Origin of the sequence: Micromonospora sp. WMMC241, from assembly GCF_027460165.1 — a bacterium.
GTDB lineage: Bacteria > Actinomycetota > Actinomycetes > Mycobacteriales > Micromonosporaceae > Micromonospora > Micromonospora humi.
Map to the genome: position 1 here is coordinate 3,131,187 of NZ_JAPZBF010000001.1, position 20,116 is coordinate 3,151,302.

The 20,116-nt window shown below is 73.5% G+C and carries 16 protein-coding genes; 5 read left to right on the forward strand and 11 right to left on the reverse strand.

What is annotated here, in order from left to right; all coding sequences use genetic code 11:
- Positions 1-129: 129 nt before the first annotated feature.
- The 5 genes from O7598_RS14605 to O7598_RS14625 are packed head-to-tail and all read right to left on the reverse strand — an operon-like array spanning position 130 to position 5,524.
- Positions 130-528, reverse strand: coding sequence for a hotdog domain-containing protein (locus O7598_RS14605; RefSeq protein ID WP_269691891.1), 399 nt, complete (start codon positions 526-528; stop codon positions 130-132).
- Positions 525-1,277, reverse strand: coding sequence for an OAM dimerization domain-containing protein (locus tag O7598_RS14610; RefSeq protein WP_269694869.1), 753 nt, complete (start codon positions 1,275-1,277; stop codon positions 525-527). The genes O7598_RS14605 and O7598_RS14610 overlap by 4 nt, the downstream gene beginning before the upstream one ends.
- Positions 1,278-1,330: 53 nt before the next feature.
- Positions 1,331-2,890 carry a lysine 5,6-aminomutase subunit alpha gene (locus O7598_RS14615; protein WP_269691892.1) on the reverse strand — a complete coding sequence of 520 codons (1,560 nt, stop codon included), beginning with the start codon at positions 2,888-2,890 and terminating at the stop codon, positions 1,331-1,333.
- Complete coding sequence (locus O7598_RS14620) at positions 2,887-4,458, reverse strand: amidohydrolase (RefSeq protein WP_269691893.1); 1,572 nt, start codon at positions 4,456-4,458, stop codon at positions 2,887-2,889. Before O7598_RS14620 ends, O7598_RS14615 begins: the two co-directional genes overlap by 4 nt.
- Positions 4,459-4,462: 4 nt before the next feature.
- On the reverse strand, positions 4,463-5,524 hold the full coding sequence (locus O7598_RS14625; protein ID WP_269691894.1) for a zinc-binding alcohol dehydrogenase: 1,062 nt from the start codon (positions 5,522-5,524) through the stop codon (positions 4,463-4,465).
- A 143-nt stretch (positions 5,525-5,667) separates the two neighbouring features.
- Between O7598_RS14625 and O7598_RS14630 the strand changes: the two genes are divergently transcribed.
- Positions 5,668-7,074, forward strand: coding sequence for a KamA family radical SAM protein (locus O7598_RS14630; protein WP_269691895.1), 1,407 nt, complete (start codon positions 5,668-5,670; stop codon positions 7,072-7,074).
- Positions 7,075-7,137: 63 nt separating this feature from the next.
- On the opposite strand, the gene O7598_RS14635 is transcribed toward O7598_RS14630, so the two are convergent.
- Positions 7,138-7,332: a CsbD family protein gene (locus O7598_RS14635; RefSeq protein ID WP_269691896.1), complete on the reverse strand. Its 195-nt coding sequence runs from the start codon at positions 7,330-7,332 to the stop codon at positions 7,138-7,140.
- 158 nt (positions 7,333-7,490) lie between these two features.
- Between O7598_RS14635 and O7598_RS14640 the strand changes: the two genes are divergently transcribed.
- The gene (locus O7598_RS14640; RefSeq protein WP_269691897.1) at positions 7,491-8,102 is read left to right on the forward strand and encodes a histidine phosphatase family protein; all 612 of its coding nucleotides are present in this window, start codon (positions 7,491-7,493) and stop codon (positions 8,100-8,102) included.
- Here the strand turns inward: O7598_RS14640 and O7598_RS14645 are convergent.
- From O7598_RS14645 to O7598_RS14655, 3 genes are read right to left on the reverse strand one after another with little or no spacing between them, the layout of a single operon-like run.
- Positions 8,032-8,538, reverse strand: coding sequence for an Lrp/AsnC family transcriptional regulator (locus tag O7598_RS14645; RefSeq protein WP_091057367.1), 507 nt, complete (start codon positions 8,536-8,538; stop codon positions 8,032-8,034). The genes O7598_RS14640 and O7598_RS14645 overlap by 71 nt on opposite strands.
- A gap of 59 nt (positions 8,539-8,597) precedes the next feature.
- A complete protein-coding gene (locus O7598_RS14650) occupies positions 8,598-8,813 on the reverse strand; it encodes a DUF433 domain-containing protein (RefSeq protein ID WP_013286269.1) in 216 nt (71 codons plus the stop codon).
- A 9-nt stretch (positions 8,814-8,822) separates the two neighbouring features.
- A complete protein-coding gene (locus tag O7598_RS14655) occupies positions 8,823-9,965 on the reverse strand; it encodes an acyl-CoA dehydrogenase family protein (protein ID WP_269691898.1) in 1,143 nt (380 codons plus the stop codon).
- Between the two features lie 322 nt (positions 9,966-10,287).
- Here O7598_RS14655 and O7598_RS14660 point away from each other — a divergent pair, with 322 nt between their 5' ends.
- Positions 10,288-11,772, forward strand: a complete 1,485-nt coding sequence (locus O7598_RS14660; protein ID WP_269691899.1) for a VMAP-C domain-containing protein — start codon at positions 10,288-10,290, stop codon at positions 11,770-11,772.
- Positions 11,773-11,791: 19 nt separating this feature from the next.
- Complete coding sequence (fxsT, locus tag O7598_RS14665; RefSeq protein ID WP_269691900.1) at positions 11,792-16,729, forward strand: FxSxx-COOH system tetratricopeptide repeat protein; 4,938 nt, start codon at positions 11,792-11,794, stop codon at positions 16,727-16,729.
- 48 nt (positions 16,730-16,777) lie between these two features.
- Here the strand turns inward: fxsT and O7598_RS14670 are convergent, their stop codons facing one another.
- Together O7598_RS14670 and O7598_RS14675 are read right to left on the reverse strand one after the other, a co-directional pair.
- Positions 16,778-18,619: an HEXXH motif domain-containing protein gene (locus tag O7598_RS14670; RefSeq protein WP_269691901.1), complete on the reverse strand. Its 1,842-nt coding sequence runs from the start codon at positions 18,617-18,619 to the stop codon at positions 16,778-16,780.
- Positions 18,620-18,644: 25 nt separating this feature from the next.
- Entirely contained in the window at positions 18,645-18,824 is a 180-nt protein-coding gene (locus O7598_RS14675) for a hypothetical protein (RefSeq protein WP_269691902.1), read from the reverse strand.
- Between the two features lie 118 nt (positions 18,825-18,942).
- Between O7598_RS14675 and O7598_RS14680 the strand changes: the two genes are divergently transcribed.
- Positions 18,943-19,968 carry an esterase/lipase family protein gene (locus O7598_RS14680; RefSeq protein WP_269691903.1) on the forward strand — a complete coding sequence of 342 codons (1,026 nt, stop codon included), beginning with the start codon at positions 18,943-18,945 and terminating at the stop codon, positions 19,966-19,968.
- The last annotated feature ends 148 nt before the right edge of the window (positions 19,969-20,116 follow it).

Sequence of the window (20,116 nt, forward strand, 5' to 3'; positions counted from 1 at the left end):
TCCCCGCGCTCACGCCGTCGTCTTTCGTTCGCGACTGCGGGGCTCGCAGGATCGGCTCGCTCCTCGCGCTCACGGTGTCGTCTTTCGTTCGCGACTGCGGGGCTCGCAGGATCGGCTCGCTCCTCGCGCTCACGGGGCCGGCGGCACGACCACCGTGCCGGTCGCGGTGACCGCCACGATCGGGGGATCCAGCACCTCCGCCGCCGACTCGCCCCGCTCCGGGCGGCCCCGGCACACCACCGCGCAGCTCAACTCCAGCGTCCGGCTGCGCGAACCCACCCGGGCGACCTGCGCCGTCACCTCCACCACGTCCCCGGCGCGGATCGGCGCGGTGAACCGCACATCCGAATAGCCGGCGAACAGACCCTCGTCGCCGTCGGTGCGGATGCACACCTCGGTGGCCACGTCACCGAACAACCCCAACGCGTACGCCCCGTCGACCAGGTTCCCCGCGTAGTGCGCGTGCGCGTACGGCACGTACCGGCGGTGCGTCACGGTCAACCCCAGCCGGGGATCCTGCTCGCTCAACTGCTCGCCTTCCTGGAAGTGATCAACGCGTGCACGAGGTAGCTGGCCACCTCGCCCGGCGTGGTGCCGCGACCGAAGATCCGGTCCACGCCCAGCTCACCGGTCATCGACTCGTCGAAGCGCGGCCCGCCCACGATCAACAGCGGCCGCTTCCCCGCCGGCATGGCCTCCCGGAACGCCGCCGACATCTCCCGCGTGTTGTGCAGGTGCGCGTCGCGCTGCGTCACCACCTGCGACACCAGCACCGCGTCGGCCTTCTCCTGCCGGGCCGCCTCGACCAGCTCCGGCACGCTCACCTGCGCGCCCAGGTTGCTGACCTTCAACTCCCGGTAGTACTCCAGGCCCTTCTCCCCGGCGATGCCCTTGACGTTCAGGATCGCGTCGATGCCCACCGTGTGCGCGTCGGTGCCGATGCACGCCCCCACCACCGACAACTTGCGGCGCATCTTCTGCTTCACCACCGCGTTGACCTCCTTGGCCGACAGCAGCGGGAAGTCCCGCTCCACCACCTGCACCTTGTCCAGGTCCACCAGGTGGTTCACCCGCCCGTACACCACGAAGAACGTGAACCCGTCGCCGATCGGCTTGGCGTGCACCAGCATCGCCGGGTCCATGCCCATCTTGTTGGCCAACTGCACCGCCGCGCCCTCGGCCCGCTTGTCGTGCGGCACCGGCAACGTGAACGACACCTGCACCATGCCGTCACCGGTGGTGTCCCCGTACGGCCGCACGACCTTCTTCTCGCTCATGCTGTGCTGGCCGGGCGTGCGCTCACGGCCCTCGCTTCGCTCGGTGCGCTCGCTCATGCCGGCTGCTCCAGGATCTCCGTGGCCGGGTTGTAGTAGTTCGCCTCGTGCCGCGCCACCCCGTCCAGGCCCTTGCCCCGGTCCGCCGGCCGCTTCATGATCCCGAACGTGCCCTCGGCGATCGCCGTCAACAACGACTGCTCCCCGATGCGCTCCAGCAACTCCACCGCCTCACCGAGCACCCGGTGCGCCCGCTGCTGGATGAACCCGCCCGACGCCGGCACGAAGTCCTCGTGCAGGCCGCCCGCCGCGCCCAACACGTACCGCACGTTCTGCAACGCGATGTCCCGGTCCGACAACCACGGCGTCACCACCGCCTCGGTCATCATCCCCACCAGCAGGATGCCCTGCCCGGTCATGGCCCCGACCAGGTTGAAGAACCCGTCGAGCAGATTGCCCCGGAACACGTCACCGGTCATGTGCTTCGTCGGCGGCATCCACTTCAACGGCGCGTCCGGGAACAACTCCCGCGCCAACAACGCGTGCGCCAACTCCAACCGCAACGACTCCGGCACATCCGGGTTGATCTCGAACGCGTGCCCCAGACCCAACAGCCGGTCCGGCAACCCCGCCTCGTGCGCGAAGAACTCGTTCAACAACTGCGACACCGTCACCGTGTGCGCCTCGTCCACCGCGTCCGCGGTGGTCAGGTAGTTGTCCTCACCGGTGTTGATGATGATCCCCGCCCGCGCGTGCACCTGCCGCGAGAACCGCTGGTCCACGAACGTGCGGATCGGGTTGATGTCGCGGAACAGGATCCCGTACATCGAGTCGTTGAGCATCATGTCCAGCCGCTCCAGGCCGGCCAGGGTCGCCATCTCCGGCATGCACAGCCCCGACGCGTAGTTCGTCAGCCGCACGTACCGGCCCAACTCCCTCGACGACTCATCCAACGCCGCCCGCATCAACCGGAAGTTCTCCTGCGTGGCGTACGTGCCGGCGAACCCCTCCCGGGTCGCGCCCTCCGGCACGTAGTCCAACAACGACTGCCCCGTCGACCGGATCACCGCGATCACGTCCGCACCGGCCCGCGCCGCCGCCTGCGCCTGCGGAATGTCCTCGTAGATGTCCCCGGTCGCCACGATCAGATAGATCCACGGCCGCTGCTTCGGATCCCCGAACCGCTTCACCAGACGGTCACGCTCCGCGCGCCGCCTGTCGATCTGCCGGATCCCCGCCGCCACCGCCCGACGCGACGACCGCCGCGCCGCCGTCGCCGCCTTCGGAGACGGCTGGTCGAACCGCACCGACCCGGCCGCCGCCTTCTGCGCCAGCAACGTCACATCCGCGATGCCCTCACGCGCCAACGCGTCGAACACCGGCAACGCCACCCCGTGCCCCAGCCCCACATCGGCCACCACCGCGTCCACCAGGCGGTTCACCCACGGAATGCCGTCCGGGTCGGCGCCCGACACCCCCGCCAGCCGCAACACCGCCCGCTCCACCGACACCGTGGTGTGGCTACGCGCCAGATCCACCACCGGCTGCCCCGCCCGGCGCGCCAACTCCCGCGCCCGCGCCACCAGCGCCGGATCCAACCCAAGCTTGCCCGTCACGAAGAACCTTCCTGATAGATCACGTCACCGCGCAACACCGTGGCCCGGCACACCGGCAGCGGAGTCGGATCATCCGCCCCCCGCACCTCCGGATCCTCGGCCTGCAACACCGGCAGACCCCGCTCCACCCCCGCCGGGGAGTCCCACACCGCGAACGTCGCCGGCGCACCCAACGCCACGACCCCCTCGTTGTCCAGGTGCACCGCCCGCCACCCGCCACGGGTGTGCGCCGCGAACGCCGCCCGCACACTCATCCGCTGCGACGGGTTGTGATGCGCCGCCGCCGCCCGCACCGACCCCCACGGGTCCAGCGGCGTCACCGGCGAATCCGACCCGAACGCCAACGCCACACCCACCCCGTGCATCGCACCCATCGGATTCGACTCCAACGACCGGGACAGGCCCAACCGCGACTCGTACATCCGCCCCGAACCGCCCCACAACCGGTCGAAAGCCGGCTGCATCGACGCCACGATCCCGTACTCCACGAACCCGGCGATCAACCGCTTACTCATGATCTCCGCGTGCTCCACCCGGTGCCGCGCCGCCCGCAACCGCTCCGTGCCCAGCTTCCGCGCCGCCTCCGCGAACCCCGCCAGCACCGTCCCGATCGCCGCGTCACCGATCGCGTGGAACCCGCCCTGCATCCCGTGCGCCGCACAGTCCAACAAATGATCACGAACCTGCTCCGCCGACACGTACCCGTGCCCACACGCCCCCGGCTCACCATCCAGGTACGCCGCCGACACGTGCGCCGTCCGCGACCCCAACGCACCGTCCGCGAACAGGTCACCACCCGCGCCCACCGCACCCAGGTCCCGGGCCCGCGCCGCACCCAGCAGCTCACCCCAGTACCCGTACACCTCCGGCACCCCGTCACCGGACACCGCCAACAACCCGGTGAAGTCCTCCTCGTCGGAAATGTCCGGACCACCGCACTCGTGCACCGCCGCGATACCCAACGACGCCGCGTGCGCCAACGCCCGACGCTGCGCCGCCACCCGCTGCGCCCGCGTCACCGACGCGAACGCCGCCGCCCGCACCACATGGTGCGCGTCGCGCCGCAACCACCCCGACCCGTCGAACCCCGCCGCCCCCGCCGCGTCCGGACACGCCGCCAGCAACGCCGACGACACCAACGCCGAATGGATCGACGCCTGCGACAGGTACACCCGGCGACCCCCGGCCGCCCGGTCCAACGCCGCCGCGTCCGGCAACACCGGCTCCGCCCAGCACGACTCGTCCCACCCGTGCCCCAGCACCACCGCGTCACCCGGCAACCCGTCCGCGAACGCCGACACCGCCGCCAACAGCTCACCGGCCGACCGCACCGCCGACAGGTCCAGCCCCGACAACGCCAGGCCGGTGTCCGTCGCGTGCACGTGCGCATCCACGAACGCCGGCGTCACCAGCGCACCACCCAACTCCACCACCCGGTCGGCAGCCGGCGCGTCCGCGTCCGTGCCCAACCAGGCGATCCGACCGTCGCGCACCAACAGCGCCGTCGCGCTCGGCTCGGCCGGACAGTGCAGCACTCCACCGCGATACAGCGTCGAGGGGTTCGTCATGGCCTCAGTCTGCCGCCAGCCGCGCCTCGAACAGACCACGCACCCCCGGCTCGGAGCGCAACAACTCCAACGCCAGCTCCGCGTGCCCCGGCACGAACCCGTTCCCCACCAGCATCGTCACGTCCGCGGCCAGACCCTCCGCGCCCAACGCCGCCGCCGCGAAACTCGTCGCCATCGAGAAGAAGATCACCGTACCGCCGTCCGCCGTGGCCAGCACCGCGCCGTGCTCACACCCCGGCACGTCCACGCACACCACCGTCACGTCCGCCGGCGCGCTCAACGCCGTCGTCACCGCCGTGGACAACCCCACCGGATCCCGCGCGTCGGCCAGGGCCACCGCGTCGGCCAACCCGGCCGCCACCAGGGCGTCACGCTCCGCCGCCACCGGCACCACCCCGACCGTACGAGCGGCGCCCGCCCGCCGCGCCGCCGCGAGGGACAGCGAGCCGCTCTTACCGGCCCCACCGATCACCGCCACCGACACCGGACGCGGATCACCCTCGCGGCCCCGCCGCGCCACCTGCTCGGCCACCACCCGCGCGGTCAACGCCGGCGCCCCGCACACGTCCAGCACCGCGAGCGACAACTCCGGGTGCAGGTCCGCCGGCAGCACCGCGGCGATCGAGCGGGCGAACAGGATCGCGTGCCCGTCGCACGGCACCTGCTCGCTGCGCCCGTCCCAGCGGGCCAGCCCGTCGGAGATGCTCAGCGGCGTCAGCGTCAGCGACACCAGCGTGGCCACCCGGTCCCCCGCCCGCAGCCCCAGCGGGGAGCGGCGCCCCGCCTCCTCCACCGTGCCGATCAGCATGCCGCCGGAGCCGGTCACCGGGTTCTGCATCTTCCCCCGGGTCGAGATGATCTCCAGCACCTCGGCGCGGACCTTCTCGCCGTCCCCGCCGTGCTTCTCGGCGAGCTGCCGGAAACTGGCCGCGTCCAGGTTCAGCCGCTCCACCCGGATCCGCACCTCGTTCGCCGCGATCCGCGAATCGGCGTCCAGGCGCCAGGCCGCCTGCGGCAGCACCCCCGCCGGTTCCACGACTCGGTGCAGACCCACCGGTGACGTCACGCCGACCCCCTATGTTCAGCCGCCCGAACCCCCGGCCAGGGTTCGCGTCGCGGGAAAACTTACGGCAGACTAATTTCTTCACCGCAGATTTTCCAGTAGCCTTCGCAAGGTTGATCAACCCGCACCGCAGACGAGGAGGGGCCGTGACCCAGACCCAACCGGTGGAGACCATCCCGACGCCCCGCTCCACGCCGGTCGCCGTCCCCACCGCCGGACAACCCTACGAATACCGGCGCACCCCGCTGGTCGAACCCGACTGGACCCGCTTCCCCGGCTGGCGCCACGTCACCCGCGAACAGTGGGAGAGCGCCCAGTGGCAGCGGGTCAACTGCGTCAAGAACATCAAGCAGCTCCGCGCCGTGCTCGGTGACCTCGTCGACGAGACCTTCTACGCCGACCTGGAGGCCGACCAGAAGGCCCTGGCCACCATGTCCATGCTGGTGCCGCCCCAGATGATCAACACCATGGTGCCGTTCGCGCCGATGACCACCGAGGCGCTTCTCGCCGACCCGATCCGCCGCTACATGATCCCCGTCGCCTCCGACCGGCGCACCGACTGGCCGTCCCACCCCTACGCCAGCCGCGACAGCCTCCACGAGCACGACATGTGGGTCGCCGAGGGCCTCACCCACCGCTACCCCACCAAGGTGCTCGCCGAGCTGCTCTCCACCTGCCCGCAGTACTGCGGGCACTGCACCCGCATGGACCTGGTCGGCAACTCCACCCCCGCCGTCGACAAGCTCAAGCTCACCCTCAAGCCGGTCGACCGCTACGACGCCCACATCGCCTACCTCAAGGCCCACCCCGGCGTCCGCGACGTGGTCGTCTCCGGCGGCGACGTCGCCAACGTGCCCTGGCGCAACCTCGAGTCCTACCTCATGCGCCTGCTCGAGATCGGAACCATCCGCGACATCCGGCTCGCCACCAAGGCCCTCATGGGCCTGCCCCAGCACTGGCTGCAGCCCGACGTGGTCGAGGGCCTGGAACGCGTCGCCCGCACCGCCGCCCGCCGCGGCGTCAACCTCGCCATCCACACCCACGTCAACCACGCCCAGTCGCTCACCCCCCTGGTCGCCAAGGCCGCCCAGACCGCCCTCGACGTGGGCGTGCGCGACGTGCGCAACCAGGGCGTGCTCATGCGCGGCGTCAACGCCACCAACGCCGACCTGCTCGACCTGTGCTTCGCGCTCCAGGGCGAGGCGGGCATCCTGCCGTACTACTTCTACATGTGCGACATGATCCCCAACGCCGAGCACTGGCGCGTCCCGGTCTGGCACGCCCAGCAGCTCCAGCACGACATCATGGGCTACCTGCCCGGCTACGCCACCCCGCGCATCGTCTGCGACGTCCCGTTCGTCGGCAAGCGCTGGGTGCACATGCTCACCGACTACGACCGCGAGCGCGGCATCTCCTACTGGACCAAGAACTACCGCACCTCGATCGAGTCGGCCGACCTGGAGGCGCTGAACAAGCGCTACGCCTACTACGACCCGATCGACACCCTGCCCGAGGCCGGTCAGGCCTGGTGGCACGCCCACCGCGACGACTGATCCGCGCTCCCTGCCGTCCGAGGGCGGGCCACCGGAGTACCGGTGGCCCGCCCTCGTTCGTGGTCACTTCTCGAACGCGTCCTTGACGTCGCGGCCGGCCTGCTTGACGTTCTCCCCGGCCTGCTTGGCGCGCGCCGTGCTCTGCTCGTTGGCGCCCTCGGCCCGCAACCGCTCGTTGTCGGTCACGTCGCCGATGCGCTCCTTGGCCATGCCGCTCATCTCCTGGGCCTTGTTCTTCGCCTTGTCGGTGAAGCTCATGTCGCCCTCCTCGTCCGGCTGAGCGTTGCCCCGGTTGCGTCCCCGGTGCCGTGCTGGTGAAACGTGGTGCGACCACGCACCACCTCTAATGCATCCTAGGATAATAGGTTGAAAGGCGTGCACCGGCGGTCGCACCGAGGGCGTGGTTGACTGGGTCGGTGAACGAGATACTGCTGGTCCGGCACGGCGAGACCACCTGGAGCGCCAGCCACCGGCACACCTCGTACACCGATCTCGAGCTGACCGCCGACGGCGAGCGACAGGCCCGGGCGCTCGCTCCCCTGCTCACCGGCCGGCGCTTCGTGCGGGTGCTGTCCAGCCCTCGGCAGCGCGCCACCCGCACCGCGCACCTGGCCGGGCTCACCGTCGACGCCACCGACCCCGACCTGGCCGAGTGGAACTACGGCGACTACGAGGGACGCACCACCGCGGCCATCACCGAGGAGCGGCCGGACTGGACGATCTGGACCGACGGCGGCCCCGGCGGCGAGTCACCGGAGCAGGTGGCCGCGCGCCTCGACCGGGTCCTCGACCGGGTCACCCCGCTGCTCGAGCGCGGCAGCGTCGCGCTGGTCGGGCACGGGCACAGCCTGCGGGTGCTCGGCGCACGCTGGATCGGACTGCCGCCGGCGGCGGGCGGGCTGCTGCGCCTGGACACCGCCACGCTCAGCGTGCTCGGTCACGAGCACGGCCGGCGGGTCATCCAGCGGTGGAACCTGCCGGCTCCGCCGCCGAACGGGAACGACCCCGACCGGACAGCTCGGCACTGATCTTCGGCGGCCGGTTCTCGTAGGGCGTGGAGAGCACCACAGTGGTGCGGGTGGTGACGTTGGCCGAGGTGCGGATCTCCTGCAGCAGCCGCTCCAGGTCGGCCGGGCCGGCCACCCGCACCAGCAGGAGATAGAAGTCCTCCCCCGCCACCGAGTAGCAGGAGTCGATCTCGGGCAGGTGGGCCAGCCGCTCCGGCGCGTCGTCGGGCTGCGACGGGTCGAACGGCCGGATCGCCACGAACGCGGTGAGCGGCAGCTCCAGTGCCTCGAACGACACGCGTGCGGAGTAGCCCTTGATCACGCCACGCTGCTCCAGCCGGCGGACCCGCTGGTGCACGGCGGACACCGACAGGCCCACCCGTTCGGCCAGGTCCGTGTACGACAGCCGACCGTCGCCGGTCAGCGCGGCGACGATGGCGCGGTCGATGTCCTCCACGCGGTGCAACCTACCGGAGATAGCGCTCCCACGGCGTACCCGCCCCGCCGTCGTGACGCTCAGCGGGCCGTGCGGTCGCGGACCGCGTCCGCCGCGTAGTTCAGCACCTCCGCCATGTCCTCCTCGTCGAGGAACGGCAGGTCGGTGAGGATGTCCGTGACGGACATGCCCTCGGCCATCATGGCCAGCAGCGTGGCCACGGGGATGCGCGACTGCCGCACGCAGGGCGCACCACCCATGACGTCGGGGTCGACGGTGATCCGGGGGAAGGTCACCGCGACAGGTTAGCCCTTGGCGAGCGCGCGGGAGATGACCAGGCGCTGGATCTGGTTGGTGCCCTCGACGATCTGCAGCACCTTCGCCTCACGCATGTACCGCTCGACCGGGTGGTCGGCGACGTAACCGGCGCCGCCGAGCACCTGCACCGCGTCGGTGGTCACCCGCATCGCCAGGTCGGTGGCGAACAGCTTCGCCTTCGCCGCCTCGATCGAGTACGGCCGGCCGGCGTCGCGCAGCCGCGCGGCGGCCAGCATGAGCGCGCGGGCCGCCGAGATGCCGGTGGCGTGGTCGGCCAGGTTGAACCCGAGCCCCTGGAAGTCGATGATCGCCCGGCCGAACTGCCGGCGTTCCCGGGCGTAGCCGACCGCGTAGTCCAGCGCCGCCTGCGCCAGCCCCACCGCGCAGGCGGCGATGCCGAGGCGCCCGGAGTCCAGCGCGGCCATGGCGATGGTGAAGCCGGCACCCTCGCCGCCGAGCAACCGCTCGGCCGGCACCCGGGCGTCGTCGAAGGCGATCTGCGCCACCGGGGAGGCGTGCAGGCCCATGGTGCGCTCGGCGGCCTGCGGGTGGATCCCGGCCGTGCCGCGGTCGGCGAGCAGGCAGGAGATGCCCTTCGGGCCGGGCCCGCCGGTGCGGCAGAAGATGTTGTAGAAGTCGGCGACCCGGGCGTGGGTGATCCACGCCTTGGTGCCGGTCACCACGTAGTCGTCGCCGTCGCGCACCGCCCGGGTGGTCAGTGAGGCCGCGTCCGAGCCGCCCTGCGGCTCGGAGAGGCAGTACGCCCCGAGCAGTTCCCCGCCGATCATGTCGGGCAGCAGCTTGCGTTGCTCGTCGGTGCCGAACTGCGCCAGCGGGTAGCAGGACAGCGTGTGCACGCTGACCGCCTCGGCCACTGCGAGCCACCGGCTGGCGAGGATCTCCAGCACCTGCAGGTAGACCTCGTACGGCTGGGCGGCGCCGCCGTGCTCCTCGGCGTACGGCAGGCCGAGCAGGCCGGCGCGGCCCAGGGTGCGCAGCACGTCGCGGGGGAACTCGGCGCGCTCCTCGAAGCCGGCGGCCCGCGGGGCGAGTTCCCGGTCGGCGAGCTCGGTGGCGAGGTCCAGCAGGTCGTGGGCCTCGTCGGTGGGGAGGATCCGGTCGACGTCCATAGCGCGATGAGCTCCGTGGGGGTGGGTGAGCCGGTGCGGCGTCCGGGTGTGGACCCCTGCAGCTTAACGGTCGTTTGGGCGTCGGCGGGAGTCCACCCGCGCCCACGGCCCGTGGCCGGCGCTTGACCGCAGCGTCAGAATGGTGCGTGCTCCGCCACGACGAATCGGAGGGTACCGATGCAAACGGTGTCGGGGACCGGACAGTCGACGTGAGACCGTTCCCCCCACTGCGATCATGGACGTCCGCCGTCGCCCGCCGCAGTGCCGGCGTGGCCGCACCGGCCGACCTCCGACACCCGCCGTGCGACGAACCGGATGGCCCATGACGCACCTTCCGTCCCCCGGCGCCGCCCAGCGACACCGCATCGAGGAAGAACTGGTCGACCTGCTCTCCGGCATGCGCCTGCTGCAGGAGCCGGACAGCCGCCGGCTCATGGTCGGCAGGCTGCGCGAGAGGCTCGCCGACCACGGCGTCAACGACTTCGCCAACCCCCGCGACCAGAGCATCGAGGTGGCCCGCGTCTGCCTCGGCGACCTGGCCGCCCTGGTCGACGTGGTGGCGCTCTTCGAGCCGGCCGCGGCCCAGCTCGGCCCGCTGCACCGGCTGCGGCACGAGGTCGACGCGTTCGAGCTGCTCGCCGCCGAGGACTGGACCGACCTGCGACCGGCGCTCACCACCCACCGGCCGGAGTCGCTCGGCTGGCTGTACCAGCGGGCCACCGACCACAAGACGGCCACGCCCCCGTCCTGGTGCGTCAGCGCCTGGGACGTCTTCGTCTACCTCAGCGGGCAGAACGCCCCGCCGCGCGGGCTGCCCCCGAGCATGCTCTTCCTGGTGCTGCTGGAGCACGAGGTGGACGCCGAGACGGCCCAGGTGATCCGGCACCGCAACCGGCGCCAGGCCAGCCTGCTGGAGCTGACCGCCGACCTGGACCGCCGCCGGGCCCAGGTCAACGCCGGCGACCAGACCCCCGAGCCGTACGTCTACCTGGTCATCCAGGTCGAGCCGGACCTGGCCCCCGGCAGCGCCGGCTACACCGTCTCGCACTACCGCCAGTGGCAGGGCGCGCAGGGGTGGCACTCCCGACGGCACGGCCAGCTCACCGACGTCGCGCACGCCGAGCTGGAGACCACCGTCGAGCGGATCGTGCAGCAGATGGAGATCGAGTGGTCCGACCGGCGCGCCGACGTCGCCGTCGAACTGGTGCTGCCGGTGGAACTGCTCAACGAGGACGTCGCCTGGTGGCGCAAGGAGGCGGCCAGCGTCCACCTGGAACAGAAGGTGCTGGCGATGGACTACCCGGTGGTCGTGCGCAGCCTCAACCGGCTGCGGCAGCCGGAGTGGCACCGGGCCTGGCGGCGACGGTGGGAACACCTGCAGGCCGAGCCGGCGCACAGCCGGCTGTTCCGCAGCAGGCCGCGCGGCCCGGCGTACCTGACCCGCCTGGAGGCCGAGCTGACCACCGACCCGCGCTGGTCGACCCTGCTGCTCAGCGCGCCGCCGACGCCGGCGAACCCGCTCGGCTTCAAGGAAGTGATGACCGCCCTGCGGGCGGGACTGCCGGTGATCGTCTGGCACCGCACCCGCCCGTCCGACACGGAGTTCTGGGAGGAGATCCGGGACATGACCGCCGACGGACGCATCGCGCGCCTCCCGGTGCACGCCCGGCGGGCGCGGTTGGACGCGCTCGCCCTGGAGCCGCACGCCGACCGACACAACGGCCGCCACCTGGTGGTGCTCTGGGACGACCCGGAACGCACCCCCGAGCTGCACCGGCCCGACGACCGACCGGGACGGTCGGCGTGAGCGCCCCGCGGGCCGCCGGGTGGCGCGTCTACCGGGGCACCGGGGAGCCGCTCGACCCGGCGGAGCGCGACCGGCGCTGGCCGGCGCCGCCGCGCTGGCGCGCCTTCGACGGCGGGCCGGACGAGCCACCGGCGCCCACCGAGGACCCGGACCTTCAGCGGCGGCTCGGCGCGGCGACCGCGCCCGCCGGCCCGGACCCCCGCGAGGTGGACGTGGTGAACGCGGCGCTGCTGCTGCGCCGCCCGCTGCTGGTCACCGGCCGCGCCGGGTCGGGCAGGTCCAGCCTGGCCTACCGGATCGCCCGGGAACTCGGCCTGGGCCGGGTGCTGCACTGGCCGGTGTCCGCCCACGACACCGTCCGCGCCGGCCTCTACCAGCACGACCCGCTCGGGCGGGTACGCGCCGGCCGGAGTCACGACCGCTCGGTCGGCGACGAGCTGGGCGAGCACCTCAGCCTCGGGCCGCTGGGCACCGCGCTGCTGCCCTACCGCACCCCCCGGGTGCTGCTCGTCGACGAGCTGGACCAGAGCGACATCGACCTGCCCCAGCAACTGCGTACCGTCTTCGACGACGGCGGGTTCGACATCCCGGAGCTGGTCCGGGCCGCGGGGGGCAGCCCCGAGGTCACCGTGCACACCGCCGACCCGGGCGGCCGGGCCACGGTGCGCGGCGGGCGCGTCCGCTGCCACGAGTTCCCGCTGGTGGTGATGACCTGCACCGAGGACCGGGTGTTCCCACCCGCGTTCCTGCGCCACTGCCTGCGGCTGCGGTTGGCCGACCCGGACGAGGCGGCGCTGCTGCGGATGGTGGACGCGCACTTCGCCGAGCGCCCGGCGGGCGCCGCCGGGCTGGTCCGGGCGTACCTGGACCGGCGACACGGCCCCGAGGCGCCCACCCTCGACCAGCTGCTCGACGCGGTCCAGCTCGCCGCCGCCGACGCCGACGACGCCGCGGACTGGGACCGCCTCGCCGAGGTGCTGTGGCGCGGCGGGCCGACGGCGGACCCGGAATGATCCTGCCGGCCCGGCCCCCCGCCGGCCCGGCCGAATCCGGTGCCGCGGCCGCCGGCGAGGAGTCGCTCGCCGACGTGCTGCGTCCGTTCCGGCGGCTGGTCTCGCCGCGGGAGCTGTTCGTGTACGACGAGGAGGCCACCGCCGCCCAGGCCGAGGCGGGGCTGGTCCGGCCGGTGCTGCGGCGGGCGGCCCGGGCCCGCTGGGACGTGGTGCTGGTCGTGGACGAGCACCCCTCGATGACGGTCTGGTCGACCCGGGTACGGACCTTCACCACCCTGCTGCGCCGGCACCTGGCCTTCCACGACGTGCGCGTGTGCCACCTCGCCACCGGCGGGACGAGCCCCGAGGAGGTCCTGCTGCGCCGCAGCCGGCGCGGCCCGGCCGTGCCCGCCGCGGCGGGACTGCCCGCGGTGCGCCGGCACCGGATCGTGCTGGTGCTCTCCGACGGGGCCGCCCCGGCCTGGCGCAGCGGCGCGGCCCTGCCGCACCTGCACGCGTGGGCGCGCCGCCAGCCGGTGGCGGTGGTGCACCTGCTGCCGCAGCAGATGTGGCACCGCGGCGGGCTCGCCGCGCAACGCCTGGGCCTGCGGGCGCCCCGGGCCGGCGCGCCGAACTCCCGCCTGTGGTGGCGGCAGCCGGACCCGCTGCGGGCGTGGACCGACGCCGGCCGCCCGGCCGACCCCGACGCGGTGCCGGTGCCGGTGGTGGAGCTGCGACCCCGTTGGCTGGCCGCCTGGGTGGACCTGGTCGCCGGCCGGCACCCGCGCTGGGTCGACCTGCCCGCCGTCCTGGCGTACGCCCGGCCGCCGCACCTGGCCGAGCGGCGTACCCCCGGGCGGTGGGATCCGGCGGCGGCGGTGCGCGAGTTCGTCTCCTGGGCGTCCCCGGCGGCGCTGCGGCTGGCCACCGGCCTGGCCGCCGCTCCGCTGGACGCGGCGGCCATCGCGGCGGTCCGCGACGAGGCGGTGCCCGAGGCCGGCGACGTGCACCTCGCCGAGCTGCTCACCGGTCCGCTGGTCGGGCCGGGGCCGCGGCAGCTCGGCCTCGACTTCCGGCCCGGGGTGCGCGAGGAGCTGCTGGCGATCGGCCGGCGGGCGGAGACGGTACGGATCCTGCGCGCCCTCGCCGCGCGTCTCGGCCCGGAGCGGCCGGAGCTGGCGGCGTGGGGGCCGGTGCTGTCCGACCCGGACGGCACGCCACTGGACCGGCCCGGCCCGGCCGCGGAGGTCGAGGTGGCGGTGCTGCGCGCGCTCTCCGGCCGCTACCTGGGGCGGGCCCGCAGGCTGCGGAGCGCGCTGGAGCGGGACACGCCGGACGAACGCGACGTCCGCGACACTCCCGCATCGCGGGGCACGAATGTCATCATGGACGGAGGCGAAGAAGCCGACGTCCCCCGTAGCGTCCCCGCTGAAGGAGCCGGATTGTCGACGACCCCAGTGGACGCCAGCACCCCCGGCCGGACTCCCGCCGTCTGGGGCAACGTCCCGCCGCGCAACCCGAACTTCACCGGCCGCGCCGACCACCTGGCCATGCTGCACCGGCAGATCCAGGGCGGCGCCACGGCGGTGCTGCCGCACGCCCTGCACGGCATGGGCGGCGTGGGCAAGTCGCACCTCGCCGTGGAATACGTCTACCAGCACCAGGGTGAGTACGACCTGATCTGGTGGATCCCGGCCGAACGCGCCACCCAGATCGGCGCCTCGCTGGTCGAGCTGGCCCACCGGATGAACCTGACCGCCGGACCGGACATCGGCAGCGCCCGGCTGGCGGTGCAGGAGGCGCTGCGGACGGGCCGGCCCTACCCGCGCTGGCTGCTGATCTTCGACAACGCGGAGAGCCCGGAGGTGCTGCTGCCCTACCTGCCCACCGGCGGCTCCGGCAGCATCATGATCACCTCGCGTAATCCGCAGTGGGCCACCATGGCCCGCACCCTCGAGGTGGACGTCTTCACCCGCGCCGAGAGCGTCGAGCTGCTGCGCCGGCGCGGCCCGGAACTCACCGACGAGCAGGCCGACCGGCTGGCCGAGGCGCTCGGCGACCTGCCGCTGGCCCTGGAACAGGCGGCCGCCTGGCGTGCCGAGACCGGCATGCCGGCCGAGGAATACCTGCGGGTGTTCGAGGAGAAGCGCGTCGAGCTGCTCGAACAGGCCCCGCCGATGGACTACCAGCTCCCCGTGGCCGCCGCCTGGAACGTCTCGCTGGACCGGCTGGTGGTCGCCAACCCGGCCGCCTTCCGGCTGCTGCAGGTGTGCTCCTTCCTGGCCCCCGAGCCCATCCCCCGCACGCTGTTCAGCGGCGCGCAGAACGCCGACATCCACCCCGAGCTCAACGGCGCGCTGCGCGACCCGATGCGGCTGGGCCGGGCCATCCGCGACATCAACAGGTACGCGCTGGCCCGGGTGATCCACCGGACCAACTCGATCCAGATGCACCGCCTGATCCAGGCGGTGCTGCTGGACCGGATGAACACCGCCGAGCGCGACGCCATGCGGGCCAGCGCCCACCGGCTGCTCGCCACCGGCGACCGCAACGACCCGGACACGCCGGCCAACTGGCCGAGCTACGCCGACCTCTACCCGCACGTGCTGGTCTCCGGGGCGGTCGAGTCCGCCCAGGGCTGGGTGCACCAGCTCATCTACAACGAGGCCCGCTACCTCTACTGGTGGGGCGACATGGAGGCGTCGCTGGAGTTGTCCCGGCACGCCTACGACACCTGGCGGCAGCGGCTCGGGGAGACCGACCCGACCACGCTGCGGATCGGCCAGTGGCTCGGCTTCATGCTCTACCGCCTCGGCCGGCACTCCGAGGCCGCCGAGCTGAACACCCGGATCCTGCGGGCCCACGAGAGCGCCAGTCACGAGGACACCGAGGAGTTGCTCAGCGCGCTCGGCGCGGTCGCCGCCGACCTGCGCGTCGCCGGCGACTTCGCGCAGGCGCTCGAGATCGACGAGGACGTCTACCGCCGGCACGTGGTGCTGCTCGGAGAGGACGACCCGAGCACCCTCAACGCGGCCCACAACCTCGCGGTCAGCCTGCGCCTGACCGGCGACATGCGACGGGCCTTCGCGGTCGACCGGTCCACCTACGCGCACCGGGTGCTGCTGTTCGGCGAGGACCACGCGCAGACCCTGGAGTCCCACCTCAACCTCATCATCGACCGGCGCGAGCTGGGCGAATACCTGCCCGCCCGGGCGGAGATGCAGAACGTGGTGGACCGGCTGCCGCTGGTCTGGGGCAGCGCGCAGACCCAGACGCTGCTGGCGCGGCGCCGGTTGGCCTCCGCGGTGCGCAAGGCCGGCGACCACGTCACCGCCCGCGCCCTCTCCCAGGAGGTACGCGACGGCTTCGCCGCCCGCTACGGCCAGGGCCACCCGGACACCCTGCTCGCCGCGTTCGGTCTCGCCGTCGACCTGCGCGCCACCGGTGACCTGGCGGCCGCGGCCCGGCTCAGCGAGGAGATCGGCGAGAGCTACCAGCGGCTCTTCGGCGACGACCACCCCTACACCGTGGCGGCCCGGGCGAACGCCGCTATCGTGCACCGGCTGCGCGGCGACGCCGGGCTCGCCCGGTCGGTCAACGAGTCCGGTCTGGCGGTGCTCACCCGCCGCCTCGGCCCGGACCACCCGCTGGTGCTGGCCGCCTCGATCAACCTCGGCAACGACCTCTACGTGCTTCAGGACCACGGGGCCGCGTACGAGCTGGACCGGGCGACAGTGGACCGGGCGCGGGAGGTGTTCGGGCCGGAGCACCCGACCACACTGATCGCGCTGGGCAACCTGGCGATGGACCTGATCGCGCTGGACCGGGTGGCGGAGGGGCGGGCGCTGCTCGACGAGATCGTGCCGGCGTTCCACCGGACGCTCGGCGACGCCCACCCGGCCACCCGCGCCGGCCTGGACCCGGCGGTGCGGGGCGACTGCGACCTCGACCCGATGCCGTTGTAGCCGGCCCGGCCCGGTGGCGGCTCGCGTACCGCCACCGGGGCGGGCGGCTCATCCGGCGGTCGGCGCCGGCCCGATCCAGGCCGCCAGGTCCACCGGGTCGGTCGGTGTCGCGTCGGCGAGCCGGCGGTGCACGGCGCGGACCAGTTCGGGCCGGCTCCGCAGCGCCGCCGCCGCCTCGTCGAGCCCCAGGGCGGCGCTGGTCAACGCCAGCCCGGCCCACGCCGACGGGGTGTCCGAGCCGCCGGCCAGCTCCCCGAGATGCAGGTGGTGCGCCTGCACGGCATCGCCGGCGGCGTAGGCCAGGTCGGCCGGTCCCGCCCCGGTGACCCGCTCACCGACCGCCGACGGGTCCTTGCGCAGCCGTTCGAAGCCCTCCGGGTCGGTGAGCCGCCACAGCAGCAGGACCGCCCGGGTGTCGAGCCGCCGCGCGGCGGCGTCCGCCACGACCGGCGGATCGGGGTAGTCCACGGCGGGTCGGGCCGCGCCGGCCTGCCACGCCTCGGCGAACACCCGCACCACCGCCGGGTCGGGGTGTCGGTGGTGCAGCCGCCACTGGGCCCGGTGGTCGTCGACCGCCGCGTCGGCCGCGGCGAGCACCTCCGCCGGCACCGGTTCGGACCACCAGGTGGCCGCGGTGCCGGCCAGCCCGTCGAGCAGGTGCCGACCGACGTCGGTCAACTCGGGCCGGGCACGCAGCATCTCCAGCGTCGCGGCGACCTGCCGCCGCCACCTGGCGAACTCGAAGTGCGCCACCGGCCCCCCGACGCCGGTGGCCACCGGACGGTACGCCCGCCAGAACTCGGTGATGCCGACGAACGCGTACACGCCCTGCAGCAGGCCGCCCAGCGGGCGCGGGTCGTCCCGCCACGGCGCGTAGAGCCGGTGCGGCGGCTCGGCGGTCAGCAACGGCGTCAGGTGCAGCAGGCCACCGAGCTTGATGTGCTGGAACTCGTGCACCAGCGTCACCGCCAGCTCCGGCGCGTCCTCCGGTTCCGAGATGAGCATGCTGCCGAAGGCGTCCCCGGCCGACGCGCTCATGGTGCGGAACCGCTCCGCCGGGCGTTGCGGCACCACCGAGAACAGGCCGCGGCCGATGGGCGCCGCGCGTTCCGGGCAGACCCGCACGAGCAGTTCCCACGCCTCGGTGAGCAGCGTCCGCCAGCGGTCGATGGCCGCGACCGTGTCCAGGTCCGGCGGGGTAGGGCTGCGCAGGTTGCGGTACGGGTCGAGGAAGTCCAGGCCGACCGTCAGCGTCTGGCCGCCGGCCTCGGCCCGGACGGTGGGCAGCGCGAACCAGCCGTCGGCGCCGCCGCCCGCGGCGTCGAAGGCGACCCGGTGACCCTCCAGCGAGACGGTCGCCCCGCCGTCGGCGCCGGCCACCTCGGCCACCGTCCACCGCCGCGTCGCCGGCAGCACCGCACCGCCCAGCGTGGGCAGCGCGGCGAAGCCGTCGCGGACCGGCACCCGCAACGCGAACGACAGGCCGGCGCGCAGGCCGGCCACGGCCGCGAGGGCGTGCAGATAGCCGAGGTCCACCCAGAGCGGGCCGTCGGCGGTGACCGTGGAGCCGCGCAGCCGGCGCAGCACGTAACCGGCCCAGGTGCCGACGTGCGGATGCGCGACCAGCCGGTCGACCTCGGCCGGGGCGCGGCGTTGCGCCGCCACCAGCAGCGCCCACGCCTCGGCCACCGGCGGCAGCGGACCCGCCACCTCCGGTGTGCCGGCCACCGCGTCGAGCACGGCGCGCAACTGCAGCAGCCGCCAGCTGTGCTCGGCGGCGAGCAGTTCCTCGACGGTGTCGGCGTCGCCGCCGCCGGCCGCCAGGACCCCGAAGTGGTGGCGGGCGAGCCGGTGCCGGACCAGCTCGTCCGTCGGCTGCGTGACGGTCATGCTTCCTCCACCCGGGTGGGCGAGATCAGTCGAGTCGTTGCGGATTGTAACCACTGGTGATGCTCTCGGGATCGTCGACACGGCGCAGCAACCGGCCCATCACGGGGCCGAGAATCTCCTGGTCAAGCTCGGGAAGCAGGGCGAGATCGACGGGGTTGAGATCGATCAGCTCCGAGTCGACGTCGACAGCGTACGGTTGATTCACGGGGAGTCATTATCCATAGTGGCGGGCCTCCGGGACGGTCGGTGGGCCGAAGAATCGCCGCGTGGCGCGGCAACCCGCGCCGCCCCGCCCCCGTGCGGCGCGATGCTAGCGTGACGTCGTGGCCAGAACCACCGTGGTGTTCGTCCACGGCTTCCTGTCCTCGGATCGGGTGTGGACGGCGTTCCGCGACCTGATCCGTGCCGATCCCGCGCTCGACGACGTCGAGACGCACGCGTACCGATACGCCACCTCGCTGCTGTCCTGGCACCCGCTGCGGCAGGTGCCGACGTTCGACGAGGTCGCCGACGGGCTGCGCACGTTCCTGCGGCACGACCTGGCCGACCGGCCCCGGCTGGCGCTCGTCACGCACAGCCAGGGCGGCCTGGTGGCGCAGCGGGCGCTGGCCCGGATGCTCACCGACGACGACGCCGACCTGGCCCGGATCCGTCTGCTGCTGATGTACGCCTGCCCGACCGCCGGCTCGGACCTCGGGCTCTCCGCGCGCCGGGCGTTGCTGCGCGCCAACCCGCAGGAGCGGCAGTTGCGGCCGCTGAACGCCGCCGTCCTCGACGCCCAGCGCGCCGTGCTGCACCGGATCGTGCACACGGCCGAGCCGTCGACGCGGGTGCTGGCGTTCGCGGGCGAGAGCGACGCCGTGGTGCCACCGGCCTCCGCCCGCAGCGTGTTCCCCGACGCCGGCGTGCTGCCCGGCGACCACTTCACGATCGTCCAGCCCGACTCGCCGGCGCACCGGTCCTACGTCGTGCTGCGCCAGGAGCTGCTGCGCCTGGCCCGCGCCGACGACCGACCACCGGCGACCCCGCTCCCCCGGCCGCGCGCCGGCGGGGACGCGCCGTCGACCGGCGCCGACGCCGAGCTGGTGGACCTGCTGCTCGCGGTGCCGGGGATGACCGACCCGGCGTTCCGCGCCCAGGCGTACGCGCGGCTGCCGATGCGCGTCCGCGAGCAGCTGACCCGGCCCGGCCCGGCCCGCTTGGAGCTGCTCGCCGCGCTCGACACGCTGCGCGACCACCGGCACCTGGCACCGGGCCGGGCGCTCGCCGACGCCCTGGCGGCCCTGGTGCCGGAGCACCCGGTCGTGGTCGAGCTGCGAACCCGGCTGGTGGCGCTCGACGCCGGGTGAGGCCGGCGCGCTCCTGTCGTACCCGTGGTCCATGATCCTTGTCGTCACAGCGGCACGGATCACGGGCCGGCGACGGCGTTCCGGCGTGCCCGGCGCCGGCCGCCGGCGGGGAGGTCGAAACGATGACGGAGCCGACGGACGCCTCCTG